18 protein-coding genes are annotated in these 26,235 nt (G+C 43.5%); 8 read left to right on the top strand and 10 right to left on the bottom strand.

Going from position 1 to position 26,235, the window contains the following annotated elements; genetic code table 11:
* Positions 1-15: 15 nt before the first annotated feature.
* The 3 genes from CWC29_RS05700 to CWC29_RS05690 all read left to right on the top strand — a co-directional run bounded on the left by CWC29_RS05700 (position 16) and on the right by CWC29_RS05690 (position 4,259).
* The gene (locus tag CWC29_RS05700) at positions 16-1,917 is read left to right on the top strand and encodes a methyl-accepting chemotaxis protein (RefSeq protein ID WP_138522778.1); all 1,902 of its coding nucleotides are present in this window, start codon (positions 16-18) and stop codon (positions 1,915-1,917) included.
* A 198-nt stretch (positions 1,918-2,115) separates the two neighbouring features.
* Complete coding sequence (locus tag CWC29_RS05695) at positions 2,116-3,315, top strand: tetratricopeptide repeat protein (protein ID WP_138522776.1); 1,200 nt, start codon at positions 2,116-2,118, stop codon at positions 3,313-3,315.
* Positions 3,316-3,323: 8 nt separating this feature from the next.
* Positions 3,324-4,259, top strand: a complete 936-nt coding sequence (locus tag CWC29_RS05690; RefSeq protein WP_138522774.1) for a M20/M25/M40 family metallo-hydrolase — start codon at positions 3,324-3,326, stop codon at positions 4,257-4,259.
* Here the strand turns inward: CWC29_RS05690 and CWC29_RS05685 are convergent.
* Positions 4,187-4,519 (bottom strand): GIY-YIG nuclease family protein, encoded by a 333-nt coding sequence (locus CWC29_RS05685; protein ID WP_128728409.1) that lies wholly within the window; start codon positions 4,517-4,519, stop codon positions 4,187-4,189. The two genes, CWC29_RS05690 and CWC29_RS05685, sit on opposite strands and share 73 nt — an antisense overlap.
* Before the next feature lie 181 nt (positions 4,520-4,700).
* Between CWC29_RS05685 and CWC29_RS05680 the strand changes: the two genes are divergently transcribed.
* Positions 4,701-5,060 carry an outer membrane protein assembly factor BamE gene (locus CWC29_RS05680; RefSeq protein ID WP_128728377.1) on the top strand — a complete coding sequence of 120 codons (360 nt, stop codon included), beginning with the start codon at positions 4,701-4,703 and terminating at the stop codon, positions 5,058-5,060.
* A 258-nt stretch (positions 5,061-5,318) separates the two neighbouring features.
* Here CWC29_RS05680 and CWC29_RS05675 read toward each other — a convergent pair whose 3' ends face one another.
* Both CWC29_RS05675 and CWC29_RS05670 read right to left on the bottom strand, forming a co-directional pair.
* Positions 5,319-5,654: an RnfH family protein gene (locus CWC29_RS05675; RefSeq protein ID WP_128728410.1), complete on the bottom strand. Its 336-nt coding sequence runs from the start codon at positions 5,652-5,654 to the stop codon at positions 5,319-5,321.
* Positions 5,654-6,088, bottom strand: a complete 435-nt coding sequence (locus CWC29_RS05670) for a type II toxin-antitoxin system RatA family toxin (RefSeq protein WP_128728378.1) — start codon at positions 6,086-6,088, stop codon at positions 5,654-5,656. The genes CWC29_RS05675 and CWC29_RS05670 overlap by 1 nt, the downstream gene beginning before the upstream one ends.
* A gap of 141 nt (positions 6,089-6,229) precedes the next feature.
* Between CWC29_RS05670 and smpB the strand changes: the two genes are divergently transcribed.
* Complete coding sequence (smpB, locus tag CWC29_RS05665; RefSeq protein WP_010379116.1) at positions 6,230-6,712, top strand: SsrA-binding protein SmpB; 483 nt, start codon at positions 6,230-6,232, stop codon at positions 6,710-6,712.
* 74 nt (positions 6,713-6,786) lie between these two features.
* Here the strand turns inward: smpB and fabB are convergent, their stop codons facing one another.
* Positions 6,787-8,001, bottom strand: coding sequence for a beta-ketoacyl-ACP synthase I (gene fabB, locus CWC29_RS05660; protein ID WP_128728379.1), 1,215 nt, complete (start codon positions 7,999-8,001; stop codon positions 6,787-6,789).
* Positions 8,002-8,177: 176 nt separating this feature from the next.
* On the opposite strand from fabB, the gene mnmC reads away from it, so the two are divergent.
* Positions 8,178-10,163, top strand: a complete 1,986-nt coding sequence (mnmC, locus tag CWC29_RS05655; protein WP_138522772.1) for a bifunctional tRNA (5-methylaminomethyl-2-thiouridine)(34)-methyltransferase MnmD/FAD-dependent 5-carboxymethylaminomethyl-2-thiouridine(34) oxidoreductase MnmC — start codon at positions 8,178-8,180, stop codon at positions 10,161-10,163.
* A 53-nt stretch (positions 10,164-10,216) separates the two neighbouring features.
* Here the strand turns inward: mnmC and CWC29_RS05650 are convergent, their stop codons facing one another.
* From CWC29_RS05650 to CWC29_RS05640, 3 genes are all read right to left on the bottom strand, one after another.
* Positions 10,217-10,672 carry a GNAT family N-acetyltransferase gene (locus CWC29_RS05650; protein WP_138522770.1) on the bottom strand — a complete coding sequence of 152 codons (456 nt, stop codon included), beginning with the start codon at positions 10,670-10,672 and terminating at the stop codon, positions 10,217-10,219.
* Between the two features lie 240 nt (positions 10,673-10,912).
* Positions 10,913-12,304 carry a pre-peptidase C-terminal domain-containing protein gene (locus tag CWC29_RS05645; protein ID WP_138522768.1) on the bottom strand — a complete coding sequence of 464 codons (1,392 nt, stop codon included), beginning with the start codon at positions 12,302-12,304 and terminating at the stop codon, positions 10,913-10,915.
* A 701-nt stretch (positions 12,305-13,005) separates the two neighbouring features.
* The gene (locus CWC29_RS05640) at positions 13,006-14,487 is read right to left on the bottom strand and encodes a DUF3612 domain-containing protein (protein ID WP_128728383.1); all 1,482 of its coding nucleotides are present in this window, start codon (positions 14,485-14,487) and stop codon (positions 13,006-13,008) included.
* Positions 14,488-14,632: 145 nt separating this feature from the next.
* On the opposite strand from CWC29_RS05640, the gene CWC29_RS05635 reads away from it, so the two are divergent.
* Positions 14,633-15,121 carry an aldolase/citrate lyase/malate synthase family protein gene (locus CWC29_RS05635; RefSeq protein WP_138524812.1) on the top strand — a complete coding sequence of 163 codons (489 nt, stop codon included), beginning with the start codon at positions 14,633-14,635 and terminating at the stop codon, positions 15,119-15,121.
* Positions 15,122-15,215: 94 nt separating this feature from the next.
* Positions 15,216-17,402, top strand: a complete 2,187-nt coding sequence (locus CWC29_RS05630; protein ID WP_138524814.1) for a cation:dicarboxylate symporter family transporter — start codon at positions 15,216-15,218, stop codon at positions 17,400-17,402.
* A 136-nt stretch (positions 17,403-17,538) separates the two neighbouring features.
* Here CWC29_RS05630 and recD read toward each other — a convergent pair whose 3' ends face one another.
* The 3 genes from recD to recC are packed head-to-tail and all read right to left on the bottom strand — an operon-like array spanning position 17,539 to position 26,193.
* Positions 17,539-19,416 carry an exodeoxyribonuclease V subunit alpha gene (gene recD, locus CWC29_RS05625; protein ID WP_138524816.1) on the bottom strand — a complete coding sequence of 626 codons (1,878 nt, stop codon included), beginning with the start codon at positions 19,414-19,416 and terminating at the stop codon, positions 17,539-17,541.
* Complete coding sequence (recB, locus tag CWC29_RS05620; protein WP_138524818.1) at positions 19,413-22,949, bottom strand: exodeoxyribonuclease V subunit beta; 3,537 nt, start codon at positions 22,947-22,949, stop codon at positions 19,413-19,415. The genes recD and recB overlap by 4 nt, the downstream gene beginning before the upstream one ends.
* Positions 22,936-26,193, bottom strand: a complete 3,258-nt coding sequence (recC, locus tag CWC29_RS05615; RefSeq protein WP_235956531.1) for an exodeoxyribonuclease V subunit gamma — start codon at positions 26,191-26,193, stop codon at positions 22,936-22,938. Before recC ends, recB begins: the two co-directional genes overlap by 14 nt.
* Positions 26,194-26,235: the final 42 nt, after the last annotated feature.

Below are 26,235 nucleotides of genomic sequence, written 5' to 3'. Positions count from 1 at the left end.
ACACACACAGATCGAATGCAAAACACAGGTTTAACAATTACTCAAAGAATTACCCTCTTAGGTAGTCTCATTGCGATTGCTGTCGCTTGTTTAATCGGGTTTACCTCGCTTTACAGCGCCAAAACGCTCATTAATGAACGCATGATGCAGTCTGAATTGCCAAGCAAGATAGAAAGCATCAATAAATCATTAAGCAAGCAGATAGACACTTTGAAAAATGCAGCCGAGCAGCTTTCAAGCAATGTATTAATCACCCAAAGTGCCAAGCAAAATACTTTGGACGAAAAACTTCTTGTCAACGAACTCAAGCGTATTGCGGCGCAGTATGACTTAGTTACGGCTTCTTGGGCTAACCGCGAAACCAATCAATATTGGAATCAAAACGGCTTTTTAAGAGTATTAAATCAAGAGCAAGATGGTTGGTTTTTCGGTTTCACGAATAGTGGCTCGGCATACTCGATTAGTATCTACCAAGAAGCGCCGGGCGACGTAAAAATGTTTGTCAATCACCAACAATTAAATGGGATTGGTTTGGCTGGGCTTGCGAAAAGTATTGATGATATGCAGGCGATGCTTGCTAATATGAAAATCGAGCAAAGTGGCTTTGTTTTCGTCATTAATAGGCAAGGTACGGTGCAATTGCACCCAGATGCAAGCAAAGTCGCAAAGTCCTCGATTGAAGACTTTTATGGCCAGCATAGTCACGATTTTAGCTCAACACGTGGGTTTATCGTTAAAGAGTTGGAAGTGAACGGCGAAACTAATTTAGTTGCAGCGAGCCCAATTCCAAACACAGACTTGCTTGTTATTGCCCAAGTACCAACCAGTGAAATCAATAGTGGGATCACTTCCCTGCAATGGCAAATCATTGGTTTTTCGCTAGTGATTGCGCTAGTGGCAAGCTTTTTTAGTATGCTACTGGCTAAGAACTTAAGCGCGCCACTTAAAAAGATGGCAGATTTATTTGAGCAGCTTGGCAGCGGCGATGCAAAACTCAATTACCGTTTGCCAGACTCAGCACAACCTGAACTTCATGCTTTAGCTGGCGGCTTTAACCAGTTTATGACTAAGATCGAAGAAGCTATCCACATGGTTGCAGAAGAGAGCCGCTCAATTCGTGTGACGAGCGAAGCCGTGTTTAAACAGAGCCAGCAAAACTCTCAGTCTCTGGACGAACAAAAGTCTCAAACTATGTCTGTTGCCGCGGCGATCAATGAAATGGGGGCGACAGTACAAGAGATAGCGAGCAGCGCGACCAACACGGCAAAACTGACAGAAGAAAGTAAAGCGTCAACCAAACGCAGCCGCCAAGGTGTACAAGAAAGCCAAGAAACACTTCACTTACTTGCTGGTGACATCGAAAATATGGCGGGTCAAGTCGCTACGTTGGCCGAAAAAACACAGTCCATCGCCAACATCGTTGATGTGATCAGAGGCATTTCTGAGCAAACCAACTTACTTGCACTTAATGCCGCAATTGAATCTGCACGTGCGGGCGAGCATGGTCGCGGGTTTGCCGTCGTTGCAGATGAAGTTAGAGCACTTGCAAGCCGTACATCACAATCTACCGACGAGATCCAAGCAACGATATCTGAATTAACTCAGGTGTCTGATGCTGTCGTAAACCAAATCCAACAATCTAGTGAACAAGCAGAGCAAAGTGTTCAAACGATGCAATCGTCAGTGGAGTTAATGTTGGAAATTTCAGAAACCGCAAATCAAATAAATGATATGACTGCGCTTATCGCAACGGCGACCGAAGAACAAAGTAATGTCGTCGCGGACGTTGGCCGTAATATCGAACAGATCAGTGAAATAAGCGATGCGGTGATGAACGAGCAACTTGACACGGAACAAGCAATTCAGCGTCTTGCAGCATCCGCCAAAACGCTTGATGATCTCGTCGCGAGCTTTTAAACCCTATTTTCAAACCTAAAGTAAGCCTACACGCTTTGTCTGTAGGCTTAGCCTCTCAAATTTCCTCTTTGTTACATGGTGTAACAATCACACCGCGCAAATTTTGCAATTATAGTCTAAATTCAATAATAGCAAGGGCTATAGGTAAGCAATTACACGATAATTAAAAATCAGCCTCACGCCCAATCTGGAGGTAGTATGAAGATAGTAATTCAGTTCTCTATTATTGTGCTTAGTGTTTTGCTTAGTGCCTGTAATAGCACTCCCAAAGCGACAATAGACACATCCATTCTCCAATCGGAGCATCAATTTAATATTCAGCCTGTAGAGTCATACTCAGAGGTTTTTCAGCTAAATAATCAAATAAAAGCGAAACTCGCTCACTATTTTCATAACGATGAAATTGGGATTAAGCGCGCTAAAATGTTGATGGAGTTTTTAGTAAGTAGTGGCGATGATTCTCTTTCTTATCTATCAGGTGCAAATCTGACTGCAAACCAAACTTTTAGAGACATGAATGCCAACTGCTTATCCCTGTCCATATTGACCCATGCAATCGCGAAACAACTTGGCTTACGTACCCAATTTCAACGAGTCCATATACCTGAATATTGGGATGAGAGCCAAGGTTATAGTTTGCTCACAGGTCACGTAAACATCAAAATCTTCGAAGTAGACAACACAAAAAATGCGATAAAAACACTCTATGTGAAACCGACTTCAGTCACTGTCGACTTCGATCCCAATAGCCGAGCACAACAATTTAGTACATCAGCGATAGATACAAACACCATCTTATCTATGTTTTATAACAACAAAGGTGCTATGGGAATGATTAACGGCAACCTTGACTTGGCTTACAGCTATTATAAGGCAGCTATTGAAAGTGATCCCTACCACGACGGTGCCTGGGGAAACCTTGGGATCCTATATCGCATCACTGAACAATATGAGCTCGCCGAACGAGCCTACAATCAAGCACTCGCCATTAATCACGACAACCGAAACGCCCTTGGTAACCTTGCAAAACTTTACTATCTCACTGAACGTGACCGTGAGGCAGAAATGATTGAAGCCAATATTCACAACTTAAGGAAGAACAACCCCTATTACATGCTAGTGTTGGGTAACGAAGCGTTTAAAAGTGGAAACCTAGCTCGTGCCAAGCACTTTTATCAAAAAGCTAATCAACTTGATCGCAACATTCATGGTAGCTACTTTGGATTAGCAAAGGTCGCTTATGAACAAGGCGATAGAGAAAAAGCAGAGTATTACCTCAACAAGGCATACAAAATATCTGTCTTTGAACACGATAAAGCGCGCTACGAAGGTAAACTTGCCTTATTGAAAAGTGTTGCAAGCAACCAGTTAAATTCCATAGCCAACGATGAGAGATAACAATAAGAATGAAGAATCTCTACTTCAAACTATTCGGCATGATGCTGACCGCAATATGTACCACGAATGCAGTGGCGCAGGCGCAACATTCAAGTATTGCTCATGTTGATAATATATTGGTGCGAGATTTACAAACACTTACGAGCATCAATCACCAAGGGCGTAAGAGTGGTGCTCAGTCACCCAATATCAGTGCTCAGTATATTTTTGATGCTTTTGAGCGTTTAGGTGGAAATCCAAGCTATCAGCATTTTACCTTTAGAGCTGGTATTTTTAGTAAAGATATCGGTCATAACGTCACTGCGACTTTGCCTTGTACTCAACCTCGTTGTGACAAGGCCATTGTTATCAGTGCGCATTACGACCATTTAGGAACCACAGGGCAGAAACATTACCCAGGTGCCAATGATAATGCATCTGGCGTTGCTGCGATGTTGCACATGGCTAGGCAACTCAGTAAAACAAATCGCGCTCGTGATATATTGTTTGTCGCAACCGATGCTGAAGAGCGCGGCTTGCATGGTGCAAAATACTATGCCAAACACCTTAATCAGGAAGTTGAACTCAATATCAATTTAGATATGTTAGGGATAAATAACAACAACCGTTTATTTGCGTTGTTTTCACCGGGTTTTAAGGAGTATAAAGCAGAGCTCCAGAACAAGGTCCAATCTCAAATCAAATTGACTGTAGTATCATCACAACGACAAATTGAGCGCTATACAAATAATCCAAGAATTGATTGGCATAAAGCGAGCGACCACTACGCCTTTTATCGCCAAGGGATCCCTTATATTTATTTCGGTATGGGTGAAGACAAACATCATCACACGACGAGAGATACACTAGAGAATATGGATTTAAATAAGTATCAAGCAGGGGTAAATCTCATCAGTGACTTTATTTTGTCGTTAACTCGCTCACCACTTGACTCTACGAGCTGAATTTTTTGTGCTTTTGTCAGCTGCTTTATATGCCACTCGAGTTTTGCAGCTTGAGATTTAGAACCGACTGGATATTGGTATTTTAATGTCAAAGGCCCTTTCCCCTTTAAATTCTTTGCCCCTTTCCCTGCCTGATGCTGCTGTAAACGCCGCTCTACATTAGTTGTTATTCCTGTATACCAATGACCAAAGCGCGTTTCTAGGATATATAAGCTCCAAGTAACTTGGTGCTCGGATTTATTGGGCTCGCTAAGTAATATTTTTCCTAGCACTACTTGGTTCTCCTCAAGATCTTATCAACGATTTATGTTGCACTTGATGACTATTGCAACTTATGTACGAACTTTTTACACTTAGTGCAGTCCAATTCCGCTAAGAGACTTTACCTTCTCTGTGCAATCGGTATCATGCAAACAACTGATAATAAGGATACACAATTTCATGCTGTCTAATAAAACCCTTTCTGTTTGGCTCAGTGCTGTAGTTATGACGGTGTTTATGTCTGGCTGTTCAAGCTGGATTTATCGCATCAACGTGCCACAAGGTAATTTCTTAGAGCAGTCAGATGTAGATAAGCTTCGCGTCCAAATGACCAGAGAGCAAGTGCTATATGTACTAGGTACACCGCTTGCAAAAGACACTTTTAACAACAATGTCTGGCATTACCAGTACGTATTTAATATTGATAGAGAGTCAGAGGTTCGCAAATCATTTAGCGTTTATTTCGAGAATGACAAACTAGTTCGCGTGAGCGGCGACTTCGAAGAACCTGAAGAATTTAACACCCCTTTAGACTCATAGAGGCCAAAGGGCACACATTATTTCGTAGTCAAAGGGGAAAGTCTTTCCCCTTTTTTAATTAGCCTGAGGTTTGGATAAGGAATGGGCTAAATCATTGTTTTTAATACCACATTAAATTATACCCTTATCTAGCCAGAGAGTTTTAGGGATAACAAGGCGAATTTACGCACCAATAGTTGGCTATTGGAAGTGAATTCAACGCAGTTAGCGCAAAAACTGGCTGCTAGAAAGGCATTAACTATCCGAAGTTCAGGTTAATTATTCCTTGCCTCCTAAAGAGACAGGTCGCCCACCAGTAACTTTGCTTGCACGACCTTCTTCCTTTGCTTTTTCCGCACGGCGTCTACGCGCCTCTTTCGGGTCAGCAATTAGTGGACGATAGATTTCGATTCTATCACCATCACTCACTACTTGATGTAATTTTACTGTGCGATTCCAAATCCCAAGCGTCAAATCATTCGCATCGATTTCAGGGCATCTTTCTAATATCCCTGATTGCAATACCGCTTGCTCAGCTGACGTTCCCTCAGGCACATCAACCGACAAAGACGTCGCGCTATCAGGCAATGCAAATACCACTTCAACCTTTATCATCATCTCACTCCGTAAACAACTTTGGCTCGCTGGGTAAACGCAGACACCATATTCTTGGCCACTTCATTGAATAGCTTACCAAACGCCATCTCAATTAATCTGCTCGCGAATTCAAACTCTAATTTTAAACTCACCTTACAAGCCTGTTCATCAAGCGCGGTAAATTCCCAATAACCATTTAAAGACTTAAATGGTCCATCTACTAGACACATTTTTACTCGATTACCGTCAAATTCATTTTTTGTGGTAAACCACTTTTTTAGGCCGGCTTTCGAAATTTCTAGACTCGCGGTCATCCCTTCATCATCACTACTGAGCACTTTTGCATCCGAGCAATGTGGTAGAAATGCGGGATAAGCGTCAACATCATTGACCAATTCAAACATTTCCTTGGTGCTATACATCACCAAAGCACTTTTTTCTATCTGTGGCATAGACACTCCAAATCTTAATACGAGGATTTTACCAAGGTTTTGCAGATTTATCTTGTTTGCAGCCACTGACTAAGTAAAAATACGTCATATTAATGAAAAAGCGCTGTCTTAAAACAAGATTTATAGGTAGACTAAGCCATTATGGCAAAGAAAAATTCAAGTAAATCAAATAGCAATACCATAGCGCTAAATAAAAAAGCGCGTCATGAGTATTCACTACATGAAAAGTTCGAAGCAGGTATCGAGTTACAAGGCTGGGAAGTAAAAAGTATCCGCGCCGGTAAAGTCAATATCTCAGATACTTACATCCATATCAAAAACGGCGAAGCCTATTTATTGGCCAGTCAAATTCAGCCACTAAATAGTGCGTCAACACATGTGATATGCGATCCGCTTCGTTATCGTAAACTGCTACTAAATAAACGTGAAATCTCACGTCTTATCGGTGCAACCGAACGTGATGGTTATTCTCTGATTGCCACAGCAATGTACTGGAAAAAGTGCTGGGTAAAACTCGAGTTCTATCTTGCGAAGGGTAAAAAGCAACACGATAAACGTGCTGATATTAAAGACCGTGATTGGTCTCGTGATAAAGAGCGTTTAATGAAGCACAATGTACGTTAATATACAAACAGAACGAAAAAAAGCAGGCTTAGCCTGCTTTTTTGTGTTTGATATGAAGGTTAAGCGTAAAGCGCTTAACCTTTGTACTTTTGCATCACAAGCGTTGCGTTAGTACCACCAAAGCCAAAGCTGTTGGACATCACGGTATTAAGCAGTCCATCACGACGCTCCGTTACAATGTCTAAACCTTGCGCTTGTTCGTCCAGTTCATCAATATTAATTGATGGTGCGATAAAGTCATTATCTAGCATCAGCAAAGAGTAAATCGCTTCATGCACGCCAGCCGCACCGAGTGCGTGGCCAGTCATTGCTTTAGTTGCACTAATAGCTGGGGAATTATCACCAAACAATTCTTGAATGGCACCTAACTCTTTCACGTCACCAACTGGTGTTGAAGTACCGTGCGTATTTAGGTAGTCAATTGGTGCATCAAGGCCTTGCATCGCTTGCTTCATACAACGTACAGCGCCTTCTCCTGATGGTGCTACCATGTCGTAACCATCTGATGTAGCACCATAGCCAACGATTTCAGCATAAATGTGCGCGCCGCGAGCAAGTGCGTGTTCTAGCTCTTCAACTACCACAATACCGCCACCGCCAGAGATGACGAAACCATCACGATTCGCATCATACGTACGTGATGCGCGCTCAGGCGTTTCATTGTACTTGGTTGACAACGCCCCCATGGCATCGAATTCCATCGCCAATGTCCAGTGAAGCTCTTCACCACCACCAGCAAAAATAACATCTTGCTTGCCTAGTTGAATTTGTTCAACTGCATTGCCAATACAGTGTGCTGATGTTGCACATGCAGAGCTGATTGAATAGTTTACACCTTTAATTTTAAATGGTGTCGCCAAACACGCAGAAGTCGTGCTTGCCATGGTACGCGGAACCATATAAGGTCCAACACGTTTAACGCCTTTTTCGCGCAGAATATCAGCGGCTTCAACTTGGTATTTAGACGAACCACCACCAGAACCTACGATAAGGCCTGTGCGTTCGTTCGATACTTGCTCTTCTGATAGCCCTGAATCTTCTATTGCTTGCGCCATCGAAATATAAGAAAACGCTGCCGCGTCCCCCATAAAACGATGTGCCTTACGGTCAACGAGAGATTTTACGTCGATATCTATTTTACCAGACACTTGGCTACGTAGGTTGTAGTCTGCAAATTCTTGGTTAAAAGCAATACCGCTCTTACCTGCTTTTAATGACTCTAAAACTTCTTGCTTGTTGTTGCCGATGCTCGAAACAACACCGATCCCCGTAATAACGGCTCTTCTCATGGGTTTATTCCCTTCGATATTACAAATTATGCGTAGTATACGCTGATTTTTAGCGCCAAGTGGTCAGCTTTCCAGCGTACACATGTACTCTGAACCTAAATAACTAAAAATGCAACCAGACTATTGAGTCGAAAGACAGTAAAATAGTTCCCAAATAGTCGAACATAGAGTCTTTCATGATAAAAAACGCTCAAATACACTTCAACGATGCTGGCACCCCTGTTGCCGATAGTTTTGACGATGTCTATTTTTCCAACGACGATGGATTAGCTGAGTCACATTACGTCTTTTATACTCAGAACCATATCGACGAGCGGTTACAAAATCATGGCAAAGACCGATTTGTCATCGCAGAAACTGGTTTTGGTACTGGATTAAACTTTCTCAACGCTTGGTATCACTTCAACCAGCGTAGCAAAGACGCATGCGTTAACCAACTTCACTTTGTCTCATTTGAGAAATACCCAATCCATATTGATGATTTAGTTAAAGCGCTACAAGCTTGGCCTACGCTTGCCCCGCTCGCCGAAAAGCTTTGCCAACAATACCCGATAGCACTTGAAGGGTGCCATCGCCTAGAGTTTGACGATGGTCAAGTGACCTTAGATTTATGGTTTGGCGATATTCACGATAATTTACCACAGCTAAGTTTTGAACAAGCTGGATTTGTAGATGCGTGGTTTTTAGATGGCTTTGCGCCGAGTAAAAACCCAGATATGTGGCAACAAAGCCTATTTGATGCCATGGCCAATATGAGCCGAGATAACGCTACTTTAGCAACATTCACCGCCGCGGGTTTTGTCCGCAGGGGACTACAAGACGCCGGATTTGAGTGCAAAAAAGTCAAAGGGTTTGGTCGTAAGCGCGAAATGGTGGTCGGAACGCTAAACCACGCCAATAAAAATTACAATACTCCAGCGTATTACAGCACTGCACCGCGTAAGTTAGAGAGCATCGCTATTATTGGTGGCGGTATTGCCTCAAGTTGTTTGTTGTACCACCTTAGTAAACGTAATCTTGGCGCAACACTTTTCTGCCAAGACGACGCGTTAGCCAAAGGCGCTTCTCACAATCGTCAAGGCGCGCTATATCCAAACCTGCAAGCAGATCACACGCCCTCGAGCGAGCTATATGCCCACAGCTTTTTATATGCAAAACGTCTTTATCAACATATTGCAAGTACAGGCTACCACTTTGCGCACGATTGGTGTGGCGTACTCTTGCAGTCCGTTAGTGAAGCCAAACAAGCGCAGCATCAAAACTTAGCTGAAAAAGCAACTTGGCCGCATGACTTAATTCATGCCGTTGATGCCAAACAAGCTTCAGTTATAGCAAATACCACGCTGCCTTACGGTGGACTTTATATTCCTGAGGCTGGCTGGCTAAACCCTGCAGAGGTAACGCAAGCTGTGTTTGATGCAGCTCACGCATTAAAAGCAGTTTCGACTTATTTTAATACTGATATACAAAAGCTCGAAAAAACCGAGAGCGGCTGGTTATTACACGGTGAAGATAATACGTTTGGGCCGTTTTCAGATGTCTTTGTCTGTGGCGGTGAGCATTCTGACCGATTCGAGCAAACCAAACATATTCCTCTACACGGCGTTCGCGGTCAGGTCTCTCATGTTGATGCTGGAGAAGAATCACAAAAACTCAATACCGTACTTTGCCATAAGGGGTACTTTACTCCCGCAATGAATGGACAACATTGTATGGGCGCGACGTTTGAAAAAAATAGCAAAAGCCGAGAGGTAAAAGCCGAAGACAATGCGGTTAACCGTGCCCAGCTTGAACGCTTTTATAAAGATACGGATTTAGCCGCGAGTCTTGGCGAGATCACCTCAGCAAAAGCCGCAGTACGTTGCTGCTTTAACGATCATTTGCCTATGCTTGGTCAAGTCCAGCATAACGATGAGTTTTGCTCGGCGTTTGCCAATTTAAGAAAGGGAAAACACTACGGTTTTGGGAAGCCAGCACTACCCTATCAAGGAATTCATATTGTTACCGGCTTTGGCGCACGAGGACTGTGCAGCGCTCCACTTGCTACTGAGCACTTAGTTGCAACTCTACTTGGCGAAGCAAGACCTTTAAGCGAGCGTGTACATCAGGCAATCCACCCAGCCAGATTGCTCGTCAGAGATTTAATTAGAAGTAAAATATAATAATGGCGAAGGCATAATATCCCTAGATATTATGCCTTCGCGAAATACACCCATTACACGGTAAAGATCTGTCTATTTACGACACCCCAATAGTCATCTTGATATTGAGATTCGCAGTAGTCGATACCGTTTAACGTCAATGCGTTGCGCCAAAAATTGATCGCGTGATCTGCGCCTTGAATTTGCTTGACTTGCCAATGCCCTGGATACATTTGCCATATTTTGGACATAAATGAAGAACCGAGTTTACGTTTTCTCGCTGCAGGCACGATATAAAACTCACACACCTCAAAAGTATTTTGCACTTTCAAAATATTGATAAAACCAACCGGGCGGCCATTTTCATATACCAAGTAGCCAAGGTGCTGTTCATCTATTGGCGTATCTATCTGAAATAAACCGTTACCATCTGGTAATTTTTCCGTCAACACTGAAAACTCAGCTTCATATGCTTGCACCAAATTAAAATAGACTTGTGTTAATGAACCCACTACTTGACGAATTTCCAAAATACCGACCTTTACTCAGAATTAGTCGGCGTAACTTACAGCAATAGTGCGCAAAGTTAAACAGACAAAATTACTATTTCATTTGAACTCGGAATTAAAAATGAATTAACTAAAATGCAAAGGGCAAAAGTATCATCCGACTCTATCACGGTATTTTTACTCCAGATATAAAACCCAATACCGACAACAGTATTGGGTTTTGGCTAATATTAAGTCAAAGAAGTAATTGTAGTTATCTGATTAATACGGGTTATTGGGTAAATAAAAGTTACTCAAGTTCCCGTTAATGGAGACCGCGAGTTCACCGCTACTATGTGTGTGGGTATAGATGTTGTAACTCTGCCCCGGCAACACCTTAACTCGCAAAAAGTCTTGATATTGTACTGCTTGACCGCAAGCAAGTGCTGTTCTTTTTGTTTGTGCAGTTTCTTTGAGAATATAAACTTCAGCGCTGCCATCCACGATCCCTTCGCCGTCACTATTGATGAAAATTGATGTTGCTTCACTCGCAGCAATATTAAAATAGTCACTACTGTGGCGAGTTAAAGATACGGCTGCACGTCCCATTCTGTCACGCTCAGCAAAGTGCGTGTCTGTTAGCACATTGTCTAGCATAGGGATAGAAACAAACCGACTACTAAAATTCAGTGTTTCATGACAAAAATCGGTTACTACTTCACTGGAGATAGCACCGAGCACACCATCAGGATCGTAAATACTGTAGGCCAGTAACGCCATTCCAGCTGATGTACCACCAACAACACCTCCCTTATCAAAAACGTGCTGCACCGCGCTTTGGACTGAAGTTCCTTGCCATTTATTTAGATAATCAGACTGATCGCCTCCAGCAAACCAGACAAACTCGGCACTGCGAATAGCCCAATCAACATAAGGGTCATTAGCCTTACTAACAGAATCAATAATTAACGTCTCAACTGAATCCGCCGCCATTAGACCAAGTAAGTAATCATTGTACGCGTCCGTGCCAGAAGTACGCAGTACCACCACATCAGCACCACTACCAATATGAGGAGCTACTCTTTGGCTAAAGGCATTATCAACATCCGCTCCCCCTCCCATTAAGAGCGTGGCACCGTTATTCGCTGTGAGCGTGTTGCAAGTGTCTAAGCTATTACCAGCAAGATAAGTTTTTAATCCCCCAGGTTTTGACGGACGAACTCCGTAATTACACTCTCCAGTTGGTGGAGGAGGATTTTCATCTTGGACAAAATTCACAATCAAATCATACCAACCAGAGCCACTATATCGCGTTAGCTTTATATAATAGGTGCCTGCAGTTTCAGCATAAAAGCTCCCCGTTTCTGGTATTTGACTCGTTTCTCGACTGACAACCGCTGAGCCTGTTTCTTGATATAAGAACCAGTCAAAATCATCACCAGAGCTATGGTCTAGAGAAATATCTATCGAACCTGGCGCTGCCACATCAAAAGTAAACCAGTCAATATCCCTTCTAGATAACTCGCCGCTAATTGTCGTGTTATTACACACTCCACTATTGGTATTACCTTCGCTGTCGTTAGATTCAGTTTCAGAGGTTGAGCAAGCATAGCTATGGCTTGTAACAAGCATTAAAGCAGCTAGTGATACAAATAGAATGTTATTGTTTTTCATAGTGTTTACCTGAATGATATGTGTTTCTATGATCCGTACCGTTGCATTGTAAAGCTACGCTGCCGCACACCGTATTTGCACCACGCGTTCACGGCAACTTATTCACAGGTGACGATGACCAAAAGTGCAGAAATGAGCCTTATACCAATTGAATTAATTCTCTAATCAATTTGAAGGGTGAAATAGCATATTAGCTTCGTTAAAAATTTCTCATTTAGAACAACTAAATAGCAAAATTTTTGCCTTGCCTATATGGATATAGGTACCTTAGCGGTAGCAGGACGCGAGAGCGGTGCTACAAAAGCTATTTCCCCGCTTCAAGATAGATCATTTACTTAATACAACTGGTATTATTAATTTGGTTTTTTGAAAAACCTAAACGCAATTAGCGTTAGCGTTTACATTCGCATTGATACGGAACGTGATAAAACCCACCCAACAAATTGTCGATGGGAATAGAATTGAAATTCAGGTGTGGCTATTCGTCGAACCACTCACTCAAGTGGTAATTAACGGAACATTCATGCAGATCACTAGGTCGTTGTTTGTTGTAGATGAACATTTACGTCTCCTAGGTGATAGTTAAAAGAATGAGTATTAAGCAGATGTAAACAACCCGCTTAAAAAATATGGCATGCAACGCCGACCTTTTCAACTTTTATTATCAAAAACTCAACAAAACAATCATCGAATGACGTCAATTACGGACTCTCAACATAACAGCTCGGCTTTCTTGGGCAGCTTTTTCCTCGAGTACAGATCACCCGAACAGAGCCCTCAAGCCCTCGTTCAATCCACTGGATATTTAAAATCTTGGCGACACGGAGTAATTGGGTTTTCATATGATAGGGCACCACACTCGCGCCACCATGGCTAATACAAGCTTGTTGCAATTCTCCAATCAAGGCGTCAGCATCAATTCCTTGTGCATTAATAGCAGGATTGAGATCCAGACCCGCGCACAACACCCTTGGACGATTCGCCACATCAACGATTTTTACTGACTCACAGCAATACAGACGTGGTTTACCATTGACGTTCAAGATCGAAAGCTGAGCACTGGCACTATGACTATCATCATGAAATTTACGAAATACGGCCCAGTGCTGACACGGATCGGCAACGCTACGCATATTGCCCCAAGGTAAAGGAATGCCATTGCCCCGATACACCGCCTTGAGTTTACCTGCTTGATAAGCATCAAAATAGTGCCAATGTGGATAAGGTGAAACCGATGTCATTCTGCGCATTGCGACGGAAGCCGAAATACCAAGTTGCTCATGGACGCGCACATCGTAACCTCGGCTTTCGAGTAACTGCCGAAATGGTGTACGGGGGCACAATAAAGCCCCTGCGAAGAAACTCGATTCAAAATCCTGCCACGCGCTCAAAATATCCTGGGCATTTGGAGTATCGTGATCTGGGTTATCACTACTCTTCCGGCTTTCTCCAGTAGTGAGTACACATTCTAAACCCTCACTATTGTGAAGCACTGCATGGCCAATATGAACGGCTAAATCGTATTTCATTCTCGCGGGATGTGCGTGCAATGCGCGATTTATAAACACCAAGTTTGGCTCTTTGAAATAAGAAGTGATCATTCCCTCTCCGTCAGGAGAGGATTGCTCAAACCACTCCACTTTTCGACCTTTTGCTAGCAAAATTGCCATGAGGTCATCACAGCTGAGATAGAGATTTTTACCCCCCACTTCATCGGCTGCTCGCTCTAAATCAGGAAAGTGGTTTTGATGGTGTTCTTGGTGGGCACGGATCAAAAGGTGCGCAAACTGCCTACCGCTGATCCCCGCTTGGGACAGCATTTCTGGGATCGCAATTTGCAATATCTCTTTGGCAAATAGAAAGTTGGGCTCTAAAGCCATCCCCACTATCCCACCGAAATTGCCTTTATCTGGCGCTATCTCCGGTGCTTCTGGTTGACTATCTAAAAACCACTCAATCGGCTTTTGAAATACAGTGGAGAAGTTTTCGAGCATCGCTTCGCTTGGCGTACGCTGGCCTCTTTCAATCATTGACAAGTAGGAAACGGAAGGCGCACTGGCGGGATCTTGCTTAACGCATCGAGCCGATAAGTCTTCTAAAGTCAGATGGTTACGCTTTCTTAGATTTCTTATTTTAGTACCCAGAAAGTGGGACTTTCTAATTAAGCTTGCAACTTTTGCCATGATTTCACACCCCGTTTTTGTGAAATTCACACTGTGAAATTCTTTTTGTGAAATTATTTGAATATTTAACTTACACTCAAAATGTACACGAAACAACCAGAATATATTTCCCAATTTATGACAACATGAACAAGTGAGGTGGATCATGGCAGCGCAATTACAACCGCATACAGAGCAATCAATTGATGATACGAAAGCGCAACAGTCAATGCTGGCAAAACAGTATCTTGATGAACAATGTCCTTTAGAATTTGGCTCACACATGGAGGTGACAGACTATGTGGTTTACTACAATCACCTGCTTGCATTTTTTGCCAACGGCACCCATTGTGGTTTGAAAAATTGTAGCCAATTCGTCGCACTATGCGGTCACCGTGAAACGCCAGAGGCTATTTTATTAAAACAGGACGATGGTTTACATATTGAAATTACCTTCAATCGAACCGGAATGCTCGGTCAATTTGATAGCGCCCATATCGAAGATATTATCGTAGAAACACCACTGGCGTCTGTGGTTGGTAAAAAGACTAAAACCCAGCTACAAAAACTGTGGATGAGCTTTTATCACGGCGTGCAACATCCGGCAGGAAAAGCCTGTTACCGTGCCAAAAATGGGGATGATTATGAACTTTGAGTAAACACTCGATAATTTGTAATCAAATCGCTCAAACATTCAGTAAGTTTTAAGCTAAGCTAATTAAAATACCGCTCTTTTTTCGACTGAGCACATGACTAAATTGCTTAATTTTCTAAAAAACGTTAACTGGATGCTTTGGGCGCTCATACTTGGCATTTTTGCTGGTTTAGTTTTCGGTGAACGGTTATCATTTTTAAAACCTATCGGTACAGGTTTTGTAAACCTGATGCAAATCACCATTCTCCCTTATATTGTCGTCAGCCTTATCGTGGGTTTAGGGAAATTTAATCCCGAACAAGTTAAAAGCATTCTTGCAAAAGCGGCGCTAGTCATGATCTCCATTTGGGTGGTAGGTCTTGCTGTGATCTGGTGCTTTATTATGACATTACCTGCGCATGATGCCGGGACCTTTTTTTCCCCAGCACTGGTCGCCGCAGCGCCCGAAGTAGACTTCGTTAAACATTATATTCCCGCTAACCCTTTTGCTTCTATGGCAGAGGGTAATGTACCTGCCTTAGTCATATTTTGTATTGCGCTAGGTATGGCGCTTATTTCCAATCAAAAGAAAAACCGTTTACTCGATGTGTTAGAAGTCGTAGGTCAAGGTCTGTCGGTTATTTCCAAGAAGATCATTGCCATCTTCCCTATCGGCATTTTTGCGATGACAGCAAGTACCGCAGGCACCATGAGTGCAGAAGAATTGTCTGAATTGCAAGTGTACTGGGTTGTCGTTTTATGTGTCGGCGTGTATTTGATGTTAGTGTTGCTCCCTATGCTTGTTGCCGCACTTACCCCAGTTAAGTACCGCGACCTTATCATGGTTATGCGCAATGCATGGATCACCGCATTTAGTACCGGCAACGTTTTTATTGTATTGCCTGTGATCACCGAGGGGATCAAAGATCATTTACGCAAAATTAAGCAAAGTGACGAAAACTCTGATCACATCGCGGAGGTGTTAGTGCCTATCGCTTATACCTTCCCAAGTTTAGGAAAACTTACTACCCTTATTTTCGTCTCTTTTGCAGCATGGCTTACCGGCAACCAAATCAGCATCGAACAAATTCCTAATGTGTCTTTGTCGGCGATGTTAAGTTACTTTGCTAATGTACATATCGCTATTCCCTATTTACTCGATACCTTGCGTGTCCCGGCTGACACTTATCAGTTATATTTATCAATGTCAGTACTCACCGCAAAAGTAGTTTCACCGACCACTGTGGTATATATCTTCGCATTTGTATTTTTATGTATTTTCATCAACCGCAGACAATTACACCTAAAACGCGTGCGATCAGTTTATTATTTAACGCTACTATCTGCACTACTCCCAGCATTTATGTTGTTGAGTTTTACAGCGAATAATTATCTCGGTAAGCAAACTAAATCGGCCGACGAGGCCATCGCTAATATGGTGATCTCGGATACCGTCCCTGCTCATGTACTTAGCTATGTCCCTAAAGCATACCAAAGTGGTGAGTTGTCTTTGACGAATATCGATGTGATTAAAAAACGTAACCTGCTGCGTGTTGGATATCTTATCGATAATGTGCCGTTTAGTTACTTTAATCAAAAAGACCAGTTAGTGGGTTTTGATGTCAGCCTCGCACATAGGCTCGCATCCGACCTTGGGGTTAAAATCGAGTTTATTCCATTTAAAAAGCCACAACTGGCAGAGTATCTCAACAAGGGATATTTCGACATTGCAATGTCCGGCCTTGAAATTAATATTGCCGACTTACAAAGCGTGCGCTTTAGTGACAAGGTATTGGAGCTGCAACTGGCGCTCTTGGCCAAAGATCATGATTTGAAGAAGTTTGCTGACAAGTCAGCCCTACTTACGCTTGATAAGCTGAATTTAGCTCACGTTGAGTATGCTCCGTTACTCAAACAATTGGCCCAGCAAAACCCTAAGGTAAAAGTATCCGGTATTAACAATTTGCAAAGCTATTTTAAGCACCCAGAAAAATATGACGCCTTAGTGATCAGCGCAGAGGCGGGCTTTGCATGGAGCATGTTCTACCCTGAATTTGGTGTTGTAGTGCCGGAGGGGGCAAGTCTGAAATACCCCGTTGGATTTGCCGTCGCCAAGCGTAATCAAGATTTACTGAGTTATGTAAATGCTTGGCTGACTATCCAGCATACCAATGGCCGTATTGAAAAAACTTATGATTACTGGATCTTAGGAAAAGGTAGTGTACAAAAGCAAACTCGCTGGTCATTAATGGATGAACTTGAAATCGACCCAAACACACTTATTGATAAACTGAAGTTCTAATACCAACGAAATAAAAAAACGCCGTCAGTTAACACGTTAACTGACGGCAAGTCTACTCACTGGGCGAGCTAGCTTTCAAGCTCACTTTAACCTTAGTCAAACCACAAAATAAAACAAGTTTTTAACAAAAAATTCATCACTTTGATAACCGACTTCGTAAACCACTACTGCGGCTCACACTTCGATTCATACCCTGCACCAGTACTTTATATTGCGCCACCAATTCAAACTGCCGTTTAGCTCGGGTGATCCCTGTATAAATGAGCTGGCGGTTTATCCCCTGCTGCGCACGTTGAATTGGTGGTAGTATCATTGCCGTGTAAGCAAACTCCGAGCCTTGTGATTTGTGTATAGTCATCACGTACACTCTATCAAAGCTCGGCAATCTGGCAGGATAAAAGCGCCTAACGCTGCCCTGTTCATCAATAAATGATGCCTGTAGTTCACCCTGTTCATCGCGTAAAATGATCCCGATATCGCCATTAAACAGTTTCAACTGGTAATCGTTTTGGGTGATCATAATGGGCATACCAACGTAAAAGCGCCCTGTTGGTTGTACCAATCCCATTTGGCTGAGCTTGAGCTCTATTCTACGATTTAACTCGTTCACACCGTAAGGGCCTTCTCTCACGGCCGCTAGCAATTGATAGCTGGCAAACTCGCTATGAATTATGGCCTCACTCTCACCATGATGAATGGCAAGCAGGTATCGCTGGTATTGCTCCGCCGCTCTGGCAATTAAGGTATTGTAAGTTTCACTATTTAATTCATGATGCTGTATATCGCTATAACCTTGCCCCAGCACGCTGTCTAATTGCCGCTTATTGTTACTATTTACGGCAAATGCTAACTGACCAATCCCACTTCGACTGTCAAAACGGTGACTTTTTTGTAAAAACGCCAGATTATCTTCCAACATAAAGTCAGCGCTAGTATCACCAGACTCAGGCAGGTTTTGTTTACTCAACTCAGCTAGCTTTGCTTTCAGTGCCTGACTGTAATGTGGTGCTTGCCCAAGCATTAAGTTTTCACATAGATCGCTAAGTACGTTACCGGTATCTACCGATGCGAGCTGATCTTTATCGCCGAGCAAAATAAGCCGTGCATGTTTTGGTAGTGCATCCACCAGCTTCGCCATAAGCGATAAGTCCACCATGGATGCTTCGTCAACAATCAGTACATCAACATGCAGCGGGTTATCTTGATTGTGATGATAGTGCACGCTATTAGGAATAACGCCTAGCAAGCGATGAATAGTTTGCGCCTGCTCTGGCAGTAAATCAGCAAGCGCTGGCGACAGATTTAACTTCGCTTTCGCACCGATAATTGACTCACTGAGCCTCGCAGCCGCTTTGCCAGTTGGCGCAACTAGCTTGATGGTCAACGGCGCACTGTTATAAAGCGATTGTAAAATCGCAAGCAGTTTTGTGACCGTCGTGGTTTTCCCCGTACCGGGACCACCCGTGATGACACAAAATCGCTTAATGATTGCAAGCGTACAAGCCACTTTTTGCCAATCAATGTCTTCTTCACTGGCTGGAAAAAACGACGCCAACAGTGCACTCAGTTTTGCTTCATCCAGCGTAACATCGGCTTTTGCCAACATTTCAAAGTGTCCCGCAAGCCTTGCTTCATAATTTGCTAATCTCGCCAAGTAGAGCTTATTATCGTATAGCCGAAGCGGTTTATCTTCACCGATTGCAGGATGCTGTGCGAGCGCAGCAACGGCTATACCCGAGCTTGAAAATGGCGACAACTCTATAGATTCATCCGCAACCGCGTAGCTGAGCTCAAATGGATCCTGATAATTAATACCATCTAGCTCTAAACAACTATGCTGACGTCCATGAGCGATTAATAATAGTAAAAATACATAGAAGTGATCGTCATAGCCTTGCTGATTCAGCAACTTGGCTAACGCGATATCGGCTTTTCCGACTCGTTTGTGTTCAAGCAATAACGCTATAAAGCTATGATGATCGAATGCCTCAAAGTCCATGCTTAGCTGGCTCATACAGACTCCTCAAATAATGCATCCAGCGCCAACACTTGCTCTACACTTAACTGATTGAAGAAAATTCCCTGATTGTCCGGTAATGCACGTAAGAACAAGTAATAGTTCCCACCTAAATGCTGTTCAGGGTTATAGTCCGCAAGGCGCTGCTTTAACAAGCGGTGAAGTGCCACGGTATAGATCATATACTGTAAATGATACTGATGAGACGACATCGCGGCATTGAGGTTATCATAGTGATAATCTTCTGGGCTATCGCCAAGGTAGTTGGACTTGTAATCGAGAACAAAAAACTGTCCTTGCCACTTGAAGATTAAATCGATAAACCCCTTCAGCATGCCTTTCACATCATCAAAGTTTAAAAATGACTTTTGCCCAGTGATATCACTGAGGATCTTGTTCAGCTTAACCGCACTGAGTGGTTTTAGTGGCAAATAAAATTCCATTTCAACAATGCAGTCGTCTGGTGGCAAGACACCAAGTTGTAAATGAGGATGTGGCGCAAGAGGTGCTGCCAAACAGCTTGTTATCCAGCGCTCAGCGGTCTCTTGCCATTCAGTCGCAATACCAAACTTATCCAAAGATTTCGTGACCGCTTCGGTCAGCGTATACTTATCTTCGTTTTTGGGGGAATTCGGTGCGGTAAAATCTATAAGCTCAAAGATTTCGTGCAAACAGCTACCTGGCTTGGCGCCCTTAGGAAATGTATATGAGGTTTTTTCCCGCTCTTGACGCTGCTCAGGTAAGTCCAATAAATGGTTTTCGTCCACGGCCCCAGCTGGTTTATCACCATGATGCGTGTGATAGCTTAGCTGGCTGAAGCTTGTGGTACGCCAATGGCGTTCAATCTGACCGCTGAAGGTTTTCGCTGACAAAGCTAGAGGCTTGTCTTCAAGCGATATGTTTATCGCTTGCTGTGGCGCGGTAATTTCATCTACTCTTACGCACTCCATTGCCGCATGTGCTTTACATAACTCGCTTAGGGCACCTTGCCAAGCCTCAGCACTGTCGAAGGTTTCCATGCCAAACAAGGCAAACCCTAAAGCCGTTTTGTGCAGCGCAGACTTTTTACTGCGCCCTTGTTGAATGTCGTAAAGCCCAAGCTCACAATAATGCACCGCACGCGTCAGCGCAACGTAAAGTAAGCGAATATCCTCAGCCAGTCGTTCTTGCTCTGCTTTTTCTTTGGCGTCGTCACTGGCTTCAAGATCGACAACTAGCTTATCCCCTTGGTGATAAACTAACGTATCAGGTTCACGAAACCCAAGCGCAAATGGCATAAAGACAATCGGATACTCCAAACCTTTTGATGCGTGCATGGTCACAATTTTCACCAGATTGGCATCACTCTCTAAGCGAATTTGGCTGCTGTCACTCTGGGCGTTATTTAGCTGCGATAAAAACCAACGTAACACACGACCCGTGCCATCAAGCTCTAATTGCTTATGCTGTAAAAGCTCAGCCAAATGACGAAAATCAGTAAGCCAACGCTCCACTTCCATTCCCTGCTGCTGCCAAATCACTGGCAGCTCACAAGTTATCAATAAGTGTTCCAGCATCGCCATCGCACCAGAGCGATACCAAAGCTGTGTTAACTCACTAAATAACTGTAAATAACCTTGCCACTGCTGCTCATTAAACTGTAAGTCATACAGCGCTTGGTTGTTTAAATAAAATAATGGTCCCGCAAGCACGCCTCTGAGCGCAGCTTCGTCGTAACTCCCGTGCAGTACATCAAGCAGTTGATACAAGGCAATTGCGAGCGGCTGCCTAAATACACTATCTCTGGCAAGGTACACACTGGCAATATCGAGTTGATTTAAGGCTCGTTTGATCAAGCTCGCTTCTATGCGGTCGCGAACTAACACACAGATATCCGCTGGCACAACTGGGTTTTCGCCAATCTTCGCAATCCCCGACTGTCCTTGCTCGATAAGCGCTGCAATTCGACCGGCGAACACCTGACTTAGCCGCGCTTGCGCGGCGCTTTTGTTAAACGCCTCATCCTCATTTGGTAATACACTGAAGCGCAGAGCTGACGACTTTTTAGACGCAATAGTAAATTGCGCATCCTCGGCTTTACCTTGCGCGCTCACCTCAATGAAAGGGATATCTTTGTTGTAGATAAAACTATTGGGATGGCGAGTAAATATCGTATTCACTGCGGCAACCACGTCACTATCGGAGCGATAATTGGTTGCAAGCGTATACCGCCTGTCTTGCGCAACTCCTTGCTTTGCACCGATATAAGTAAAAATATCCGCTCCACGAAAGCCGTAAATGGCTTGTTTTGGGTCGCCTATCAAAGTTAATGCGGTATTTTCCTTTACGTAAACTCGGCTGAAGATCCCATATTGAATGGGATCGGTATCCTGGAACTCATCTATCATGGCAACCGGATATTGCTGTGCAATTTTTTCGGCTAAGCGCTCACCACTATCGCCCATCAGCGCTTGATGCAGCTGCTTAAGTAAATCATCGGGAGAGATCAAGCCATATTCTTCTTTATGGGCGTGAAGCAAAGCTCTTACCTCGTTCACCGCTTGTTGCACCAGCGCGATTTTAAGCCCACTCCCGACTAATTGGTGAAGCTCAGCTAGGGTATCAAAATGACGAATGAGCTCATGCTCCAGCGGCGTAGTATTCTTTTTATAGTGAGCAACATCGGCAAGGCTTTCACTGCCCCAAAGTCCAAAGGAGTGATTACTGCTACCAAACTCAAACCACCACTGCTCACTGTTGACATAATCCTCCAGAGCTTGAAGATTAGCTTTTCGCCCAGGTGCCCGATTGCCTGCCAGCCCCGCGTTTTTCAACACATTGATGTAGTCAGCTTTGACGATTTCGGCCTTTAGCCACAGTGCTAATGTTTGGTATTTTTCGCGAGCTGCAAATACCGCATCTAAGGAAACAGAAGGTTTAATTTCGGCATTTTCTCTTGCTAATAAGGGCCTAACTTGCTTCGCCAGTGCATAAGGCGTCGCAAATTGCTCTATCACAGCCTGTGTTTTTTCTGTATCTAGCGGATAGACAAAACATCGCCAATGATCTGCCATCGCGGCGTCAATCAACTCGCTCTCGTCGAGAATAAACTCGAGGTTAAATGCTACCTTAGACTCAAAAGCGTGCTGCTTCAGCATTCTTTGGCAAAAGCCATGAATGGTGAATATCGCGGCCTCATCCATTGACTTAGCAGCTGCATCAAGGAGATCAAAGGCGCGCTTTTTATCTTCAACTTGCGCCAAAATGGCATTGATCAGTTCATCTTTACAGACTTCGCCTAGTAACACGTCTCGAGCTTGAATAATGCGTTTTCTCACTCGGTCTTTGATCTCTTGTGTTGCCGCTTCTGTGAAGGTTACCACTAAGATTTGTTCAACGCTTAACGGCTCATGTTGCTGATCAGAAGTGCGCAAACCAAGTAAATAGCGCAGATATAAACCGGTGATGGTGTAGGTTTTCCCCGTACCTGCACTGGCTTCAATTAGGTTTTGGCCACTTAGAGGCATAGTAATGGGATTAAGCATCTCCATGGCGTACCTCCTCAGCGGCATCAAGAATAGGTGTTAACAAAGTAAGGCTAAGTGCACAAAAATGCGCTTCATGAGCTAACAAATCGCTAAAGCATAGTTGAACATAGGGGTCTTCCCCTTCTCCTCGACCAACATATTGCGGCTTAAATTTATTTACGGCCTTTTTAATATCCTGTGTCTTGGCGTATTCCATGCTAGAACTTGGGAAAAATGCCACAGGTTCGCTCAGCGCTTGCTTATAAAAAGCCAGCCACTGCTCCAAATATTGCTGAGCTTGTGGCTGCGAAATAGCAGCAAAGTGCACACTTTGATCTAACCCGACAATATAAGTAGTGACTTCATGCCCCATTACACAGGCTGCACAGTGATGTAAAAACCCTTTAATCAAATCTTTGGCTTTAATACTGGCGCTACGATAATACACTTGCCTGTTTTCATACACACAATCAAGCCAGCCGACCAGTATATGCTCTGCAACACCAAGTTTTAGCTCTAGAGGCTCCTTTGGTTCGCTAAGCAACGGGGTCAATACGTTAACCATAGGTTCAACGCGGGTGAGCAGTCCCTCTAGCTGTAGTTTGCCAATGTTTGCTTGTGGCAGCGAGCCTCGTTGTAATATTTGTTCAAGATTTAAGGGTTGTTGTTGTAGCTGAGCATCAAGCACTTCATCTAAATATTGGTAGCGTTCCAATGCATCTAATGCGAAAGGTTCTTCATCAAGTGTTAACGCTTCTATTGGTTTGAGTTTAATGCCGAGTGCTTGCTGATAAAATAACTTTTGCGGCTCACAAACGCCGCGCAGCAAATCGCTAAACTCAATTTCTGCGTCTAAAACTGGTGCTAACGGTTTTATCTCATCAACTTGCGCCGCTCTATGCTGCCAAAGCCAAGTACGATTGTAGCTCTGTAGTGAGCCCGCTTTAAAATGTTCGGGATTAAAAGGTTGTAATGGCAGTTGTGAAGTTAATCGAGTAACAAGCGACTGCTTTGGCATATCTTCAAAATAAAAGCTGCGATCTAGATATTCAGTCAATTCGCTGACTAGAACAGATGGCACTTGGGCTTCGTTGTTAAAGCAAGAGCGGCCAATATAACTGATATACAAGTTTTCTCGAGCACTGAGTAACGCTTCTAAGAACAAGTATCTGTCATCTAGTTTTCGTGAGCGATCGCCTTTACGTCTAGTGGAGTGGGCGACTAAATCAAAACCGATAGGTTGCACGGTACGAGGATAGTCCGCATCATTTAGGCCTAGCATACACACCACTTTAAATGGAATAGCACGCATCGGCATCAGCGTACAAAAGTTTACCGATCCGGCTAAAAAGCGCTGCCCAACCCCTTTTTCTCTAACGCCTTGCTTGACCAAATACGCTAAGATTTTTGCTGAGACTGGCGCTTGAATATCGCCATTTTGATGGTGTTTTTCGATGTTCTCTATAATTTGCTCAAGCTTAAGTAAATCCCAACTCTGTTCAGACTCTGACGAGTAAAATAGCGCCATGGCTTCACGTAGAATTGCTGCAAAGGTCGTTAAGGTCTTTTCACTACTGAGTTGCCGCTTTAACCAAATCAGCGCATCGACAAAGCCGATAAGCTTGTTAAGTACTGCCACCGACATACCTTCAACTTCATCAGCTGGATAAATGGATGCAAACGGCGTCTGTTCGTCGTTCGTTGCTACTCCTAAGAGCAAACGGTTGAGTCCATGCTGCCACGTATTTAATGGTATTTTTGGCAAGCCATATTCGCTCTTATGGCTATCATTTAAGCCCCATTTAACACTGACCTGATCGAGCCAATAGCGAATTAAGTCAAACTCATGGCTTTCAAGATTAAACTGTTCGGCGATCGGTGCAACGCCCAACAAGTCGAGAATATCTGACACACAAAAACGGTTATTGGGTAAGTCTGTTAACGTCACAAAAGACGTTAAAATAGGCCGCTCTTGCTCAATTGCAAGATCGGAAATCGCATAGGGGATCCGCAGGTTGTCTTCACTGCTGTCAAACACCGCTTTAATAAATGGCGAATAGGTGCCCACATCAGGCATCATGACAATAATGTCTTTAGGCGTCAGGCTTGGATTTTGTTCAAACAGATTGAGTAAATAATCATGAAGCCGCTCGACCTCACGCAGTGGCGTGTGGCAATCCTGAAAAATGATACTGGTATCATCAGCCATAATGGGTAACTTACCCAATTCAGATACAAACCAATTTGGATCCGCAGTTAACGACTCACCTTTAAATGCCAACTGGTAGATCTCTTGCTGTACTTGGCCAAGCAAGCTGTCATCAAACGCGTCATCAAATCCATCAATCCAACTGGCATCAAGCTGCAATAATTGTTCAAAATAGTCACGCCCGAGCTTTCCCCACGAAGAAAGGAGTGGGTTGCCAATGTAATAATACTCGCCGTCTTTCGCTTCAAGCTCTGGCATCTTGGCATATTTTGCAGCTACTTTAGCTTGAGTCTTCTCATCGACTAAATCTCCCCAGTAGTGTTCACTGGGGTTAAAAAAGAATAAAAATACACTTGTTTTTTCGCCAAGCGCTTGAAAAATATCAAGCTGACTGGTCGATATGGCTGACAGTCCAAATATACAGATCCGCTCGGGAAGCTTGCCTTCTGGTGCATTAGCCAGCCCTTGCAGTAACTTGTTGTGCATGTTTGCGCGGTGATATGGACTTTGTTCAAGCGCTTCAACATGACGGACTAAACGACGCCAGAGATCAGGCTGCCAAGGGGCAATGGCTTCAACATCCACATCGTTCAGCGTATCTTGACCCTGCTCCCAAACTTCAATCCACTGGGGCCGGTACATCAAATATTGGTCAAAAACGTCGGCAATTTTTTCACACAACGCAAAAAGTTTAATTCCTGATGGGTCGTCACCTAAATAGTGCTTTAGCGCAATATATTGAGGCTTATCAATGCAGTCAGGCAATAGCGTAAATAGTTTCCAAGCCATATTGCCTTTATTAAAAGCGGATTCCTTGGGTACATCATCAATAAAATTTTGGTATAGCTTCCAAATGAAGCTAGATGGTAATGGAAAATCGATCTGTGCACTGATCCCTAAGTGTTGACTCATGCCTAGTTTAAGCCATTCAGACATACCAGGAGACTGTACTAACACCACTTCTTTTGCAAACGGGCTAGCGAGCGGTGCTGATTTTATTAGTGTGCAGAGTTGCGCCTGCAAGATTTCCATTCGATTCGATTGGATGATGTGTAACATGTTGTCTGCCATGCAGTTTAACGCTGTGTTAAGTGTATCTGA

The organism is Pseudoalteromonas galatheae (genome assembly GCF_005886105.2).
GTDB classification, from domain to species: Bacteria; Pseudomonadota; Gammaproteobacteria; order Enterobacterales; family Alteromonadaceae; genus Pseudoalteromonas; species Pseudoalteromonas galatheae.
Note: the sequence above shows the minus strand (reverse complement) of the source record. Positions and strands in the feature narration are given on the sequence as shown.

Coding starts and splice junctions, on each gene's coding strand:
- CWC29_RS05630 (WP_138524814.1), top strand. CDS start 15,216: ATGACTAAATTGCTTAATTTTCTAAAAAACGTTAACTGGATGCTTTGG.
- CWC29_RS05635 (WP_138524812.1), top strand. CDS start 14,633: ATGGCAGCGCAATTACAACCGCATACAGAGCAATCAATTGATGATACG.
- CWC29_RS05700 (WP_138522778.1), top strand. CDS start 16: ATGCAAAACACAGGTTTAACAATTACTCAAAGAATTACCCTCTTAGGT.
- CWC29_RS05670 (WP_128728378.1), bottom strand. CDS start 6,088: ATGCCACAGATAGAAAAAAGTGCTTTGGTGATGTATAGCACCAAGGAA.
- CWC29_RS05680 (WP_128728377.1), top strand. CDS start 4,701: ATGCTGTCTAATAAAACCCTTTCTGTTTGGCTCAGTGCTGTAGTTATG.
- CWC29_RS05645 (WP_138522768.1), bottom strand. CDS start 12,304: ATGAAAAACAATAACATTCTATTTGTATCACTAGCTGCTTTAATGCTT.
- CWC29_RS05675 (WP_128728410.1), bottom strand. CDS start 5,654: ATGATAAAGGTTGAAGTGGTATTTGCATTGCCTGATAGCGCGACGTCT.
- recD (WP_138524816.1), bottom strand. CDS start 19,416: ATGAGCCAGCTAAGCATGGACTTTGAGGCATTCGATCATCATAGCTTT.
- smpB (WP_010379116.1), top strand. CDS start 6,230: ATGGCAAAGAAAAATTCAAGTAAATCAAATAGCAATACCATAGCGCTA.
- CWC29_RS05690 (WP_138522774.1), top strand. CDS start 3,324: ATGAAGAATCTCTACTTCAAACTATTCGGCATGATGCTGACCGCAATA.
- recB (WP_138524818.1), bottom strand. CDS start 22,949: ATGGAGATGCTTAATCCCATTACTATGCCTCTAAGTGGCCAAAACCTA.
- CWC29_RS05695 (WP_138522776.1), top strand. CDS start 2,116: ATGAAGATAGTAATTCAGTTCTCTATTATTGTGCTTAGTGTTTTGCTT.
- fabB (WP_128728379.1), bottom strand. CDS start 8,001: ATGAGAAGAGCCGTTATTACGGGGATCGGTGTTGTTTCGAGCATCGGC.
- CWC29_RS05640 (WP_128728383.1), bottom strand. CDS start 14,487: ATGGCAAAAGTTGCAAGCTTAATTAGAAAGTCCCACTTTCTGGGTACT.
- recC (WP_235956531.1), bottom strand. CDS start 26,193: ATGTTACACATCATCCAATCGAATCGAATGGAAATCTTGCAGGCGCAA.
- mnmC (WP_138522772.1), top strand. CDS start 8,178: ATGATAAAAAACGCTCAAATACACTTCAACGATGCTGGCACCCCTGTT.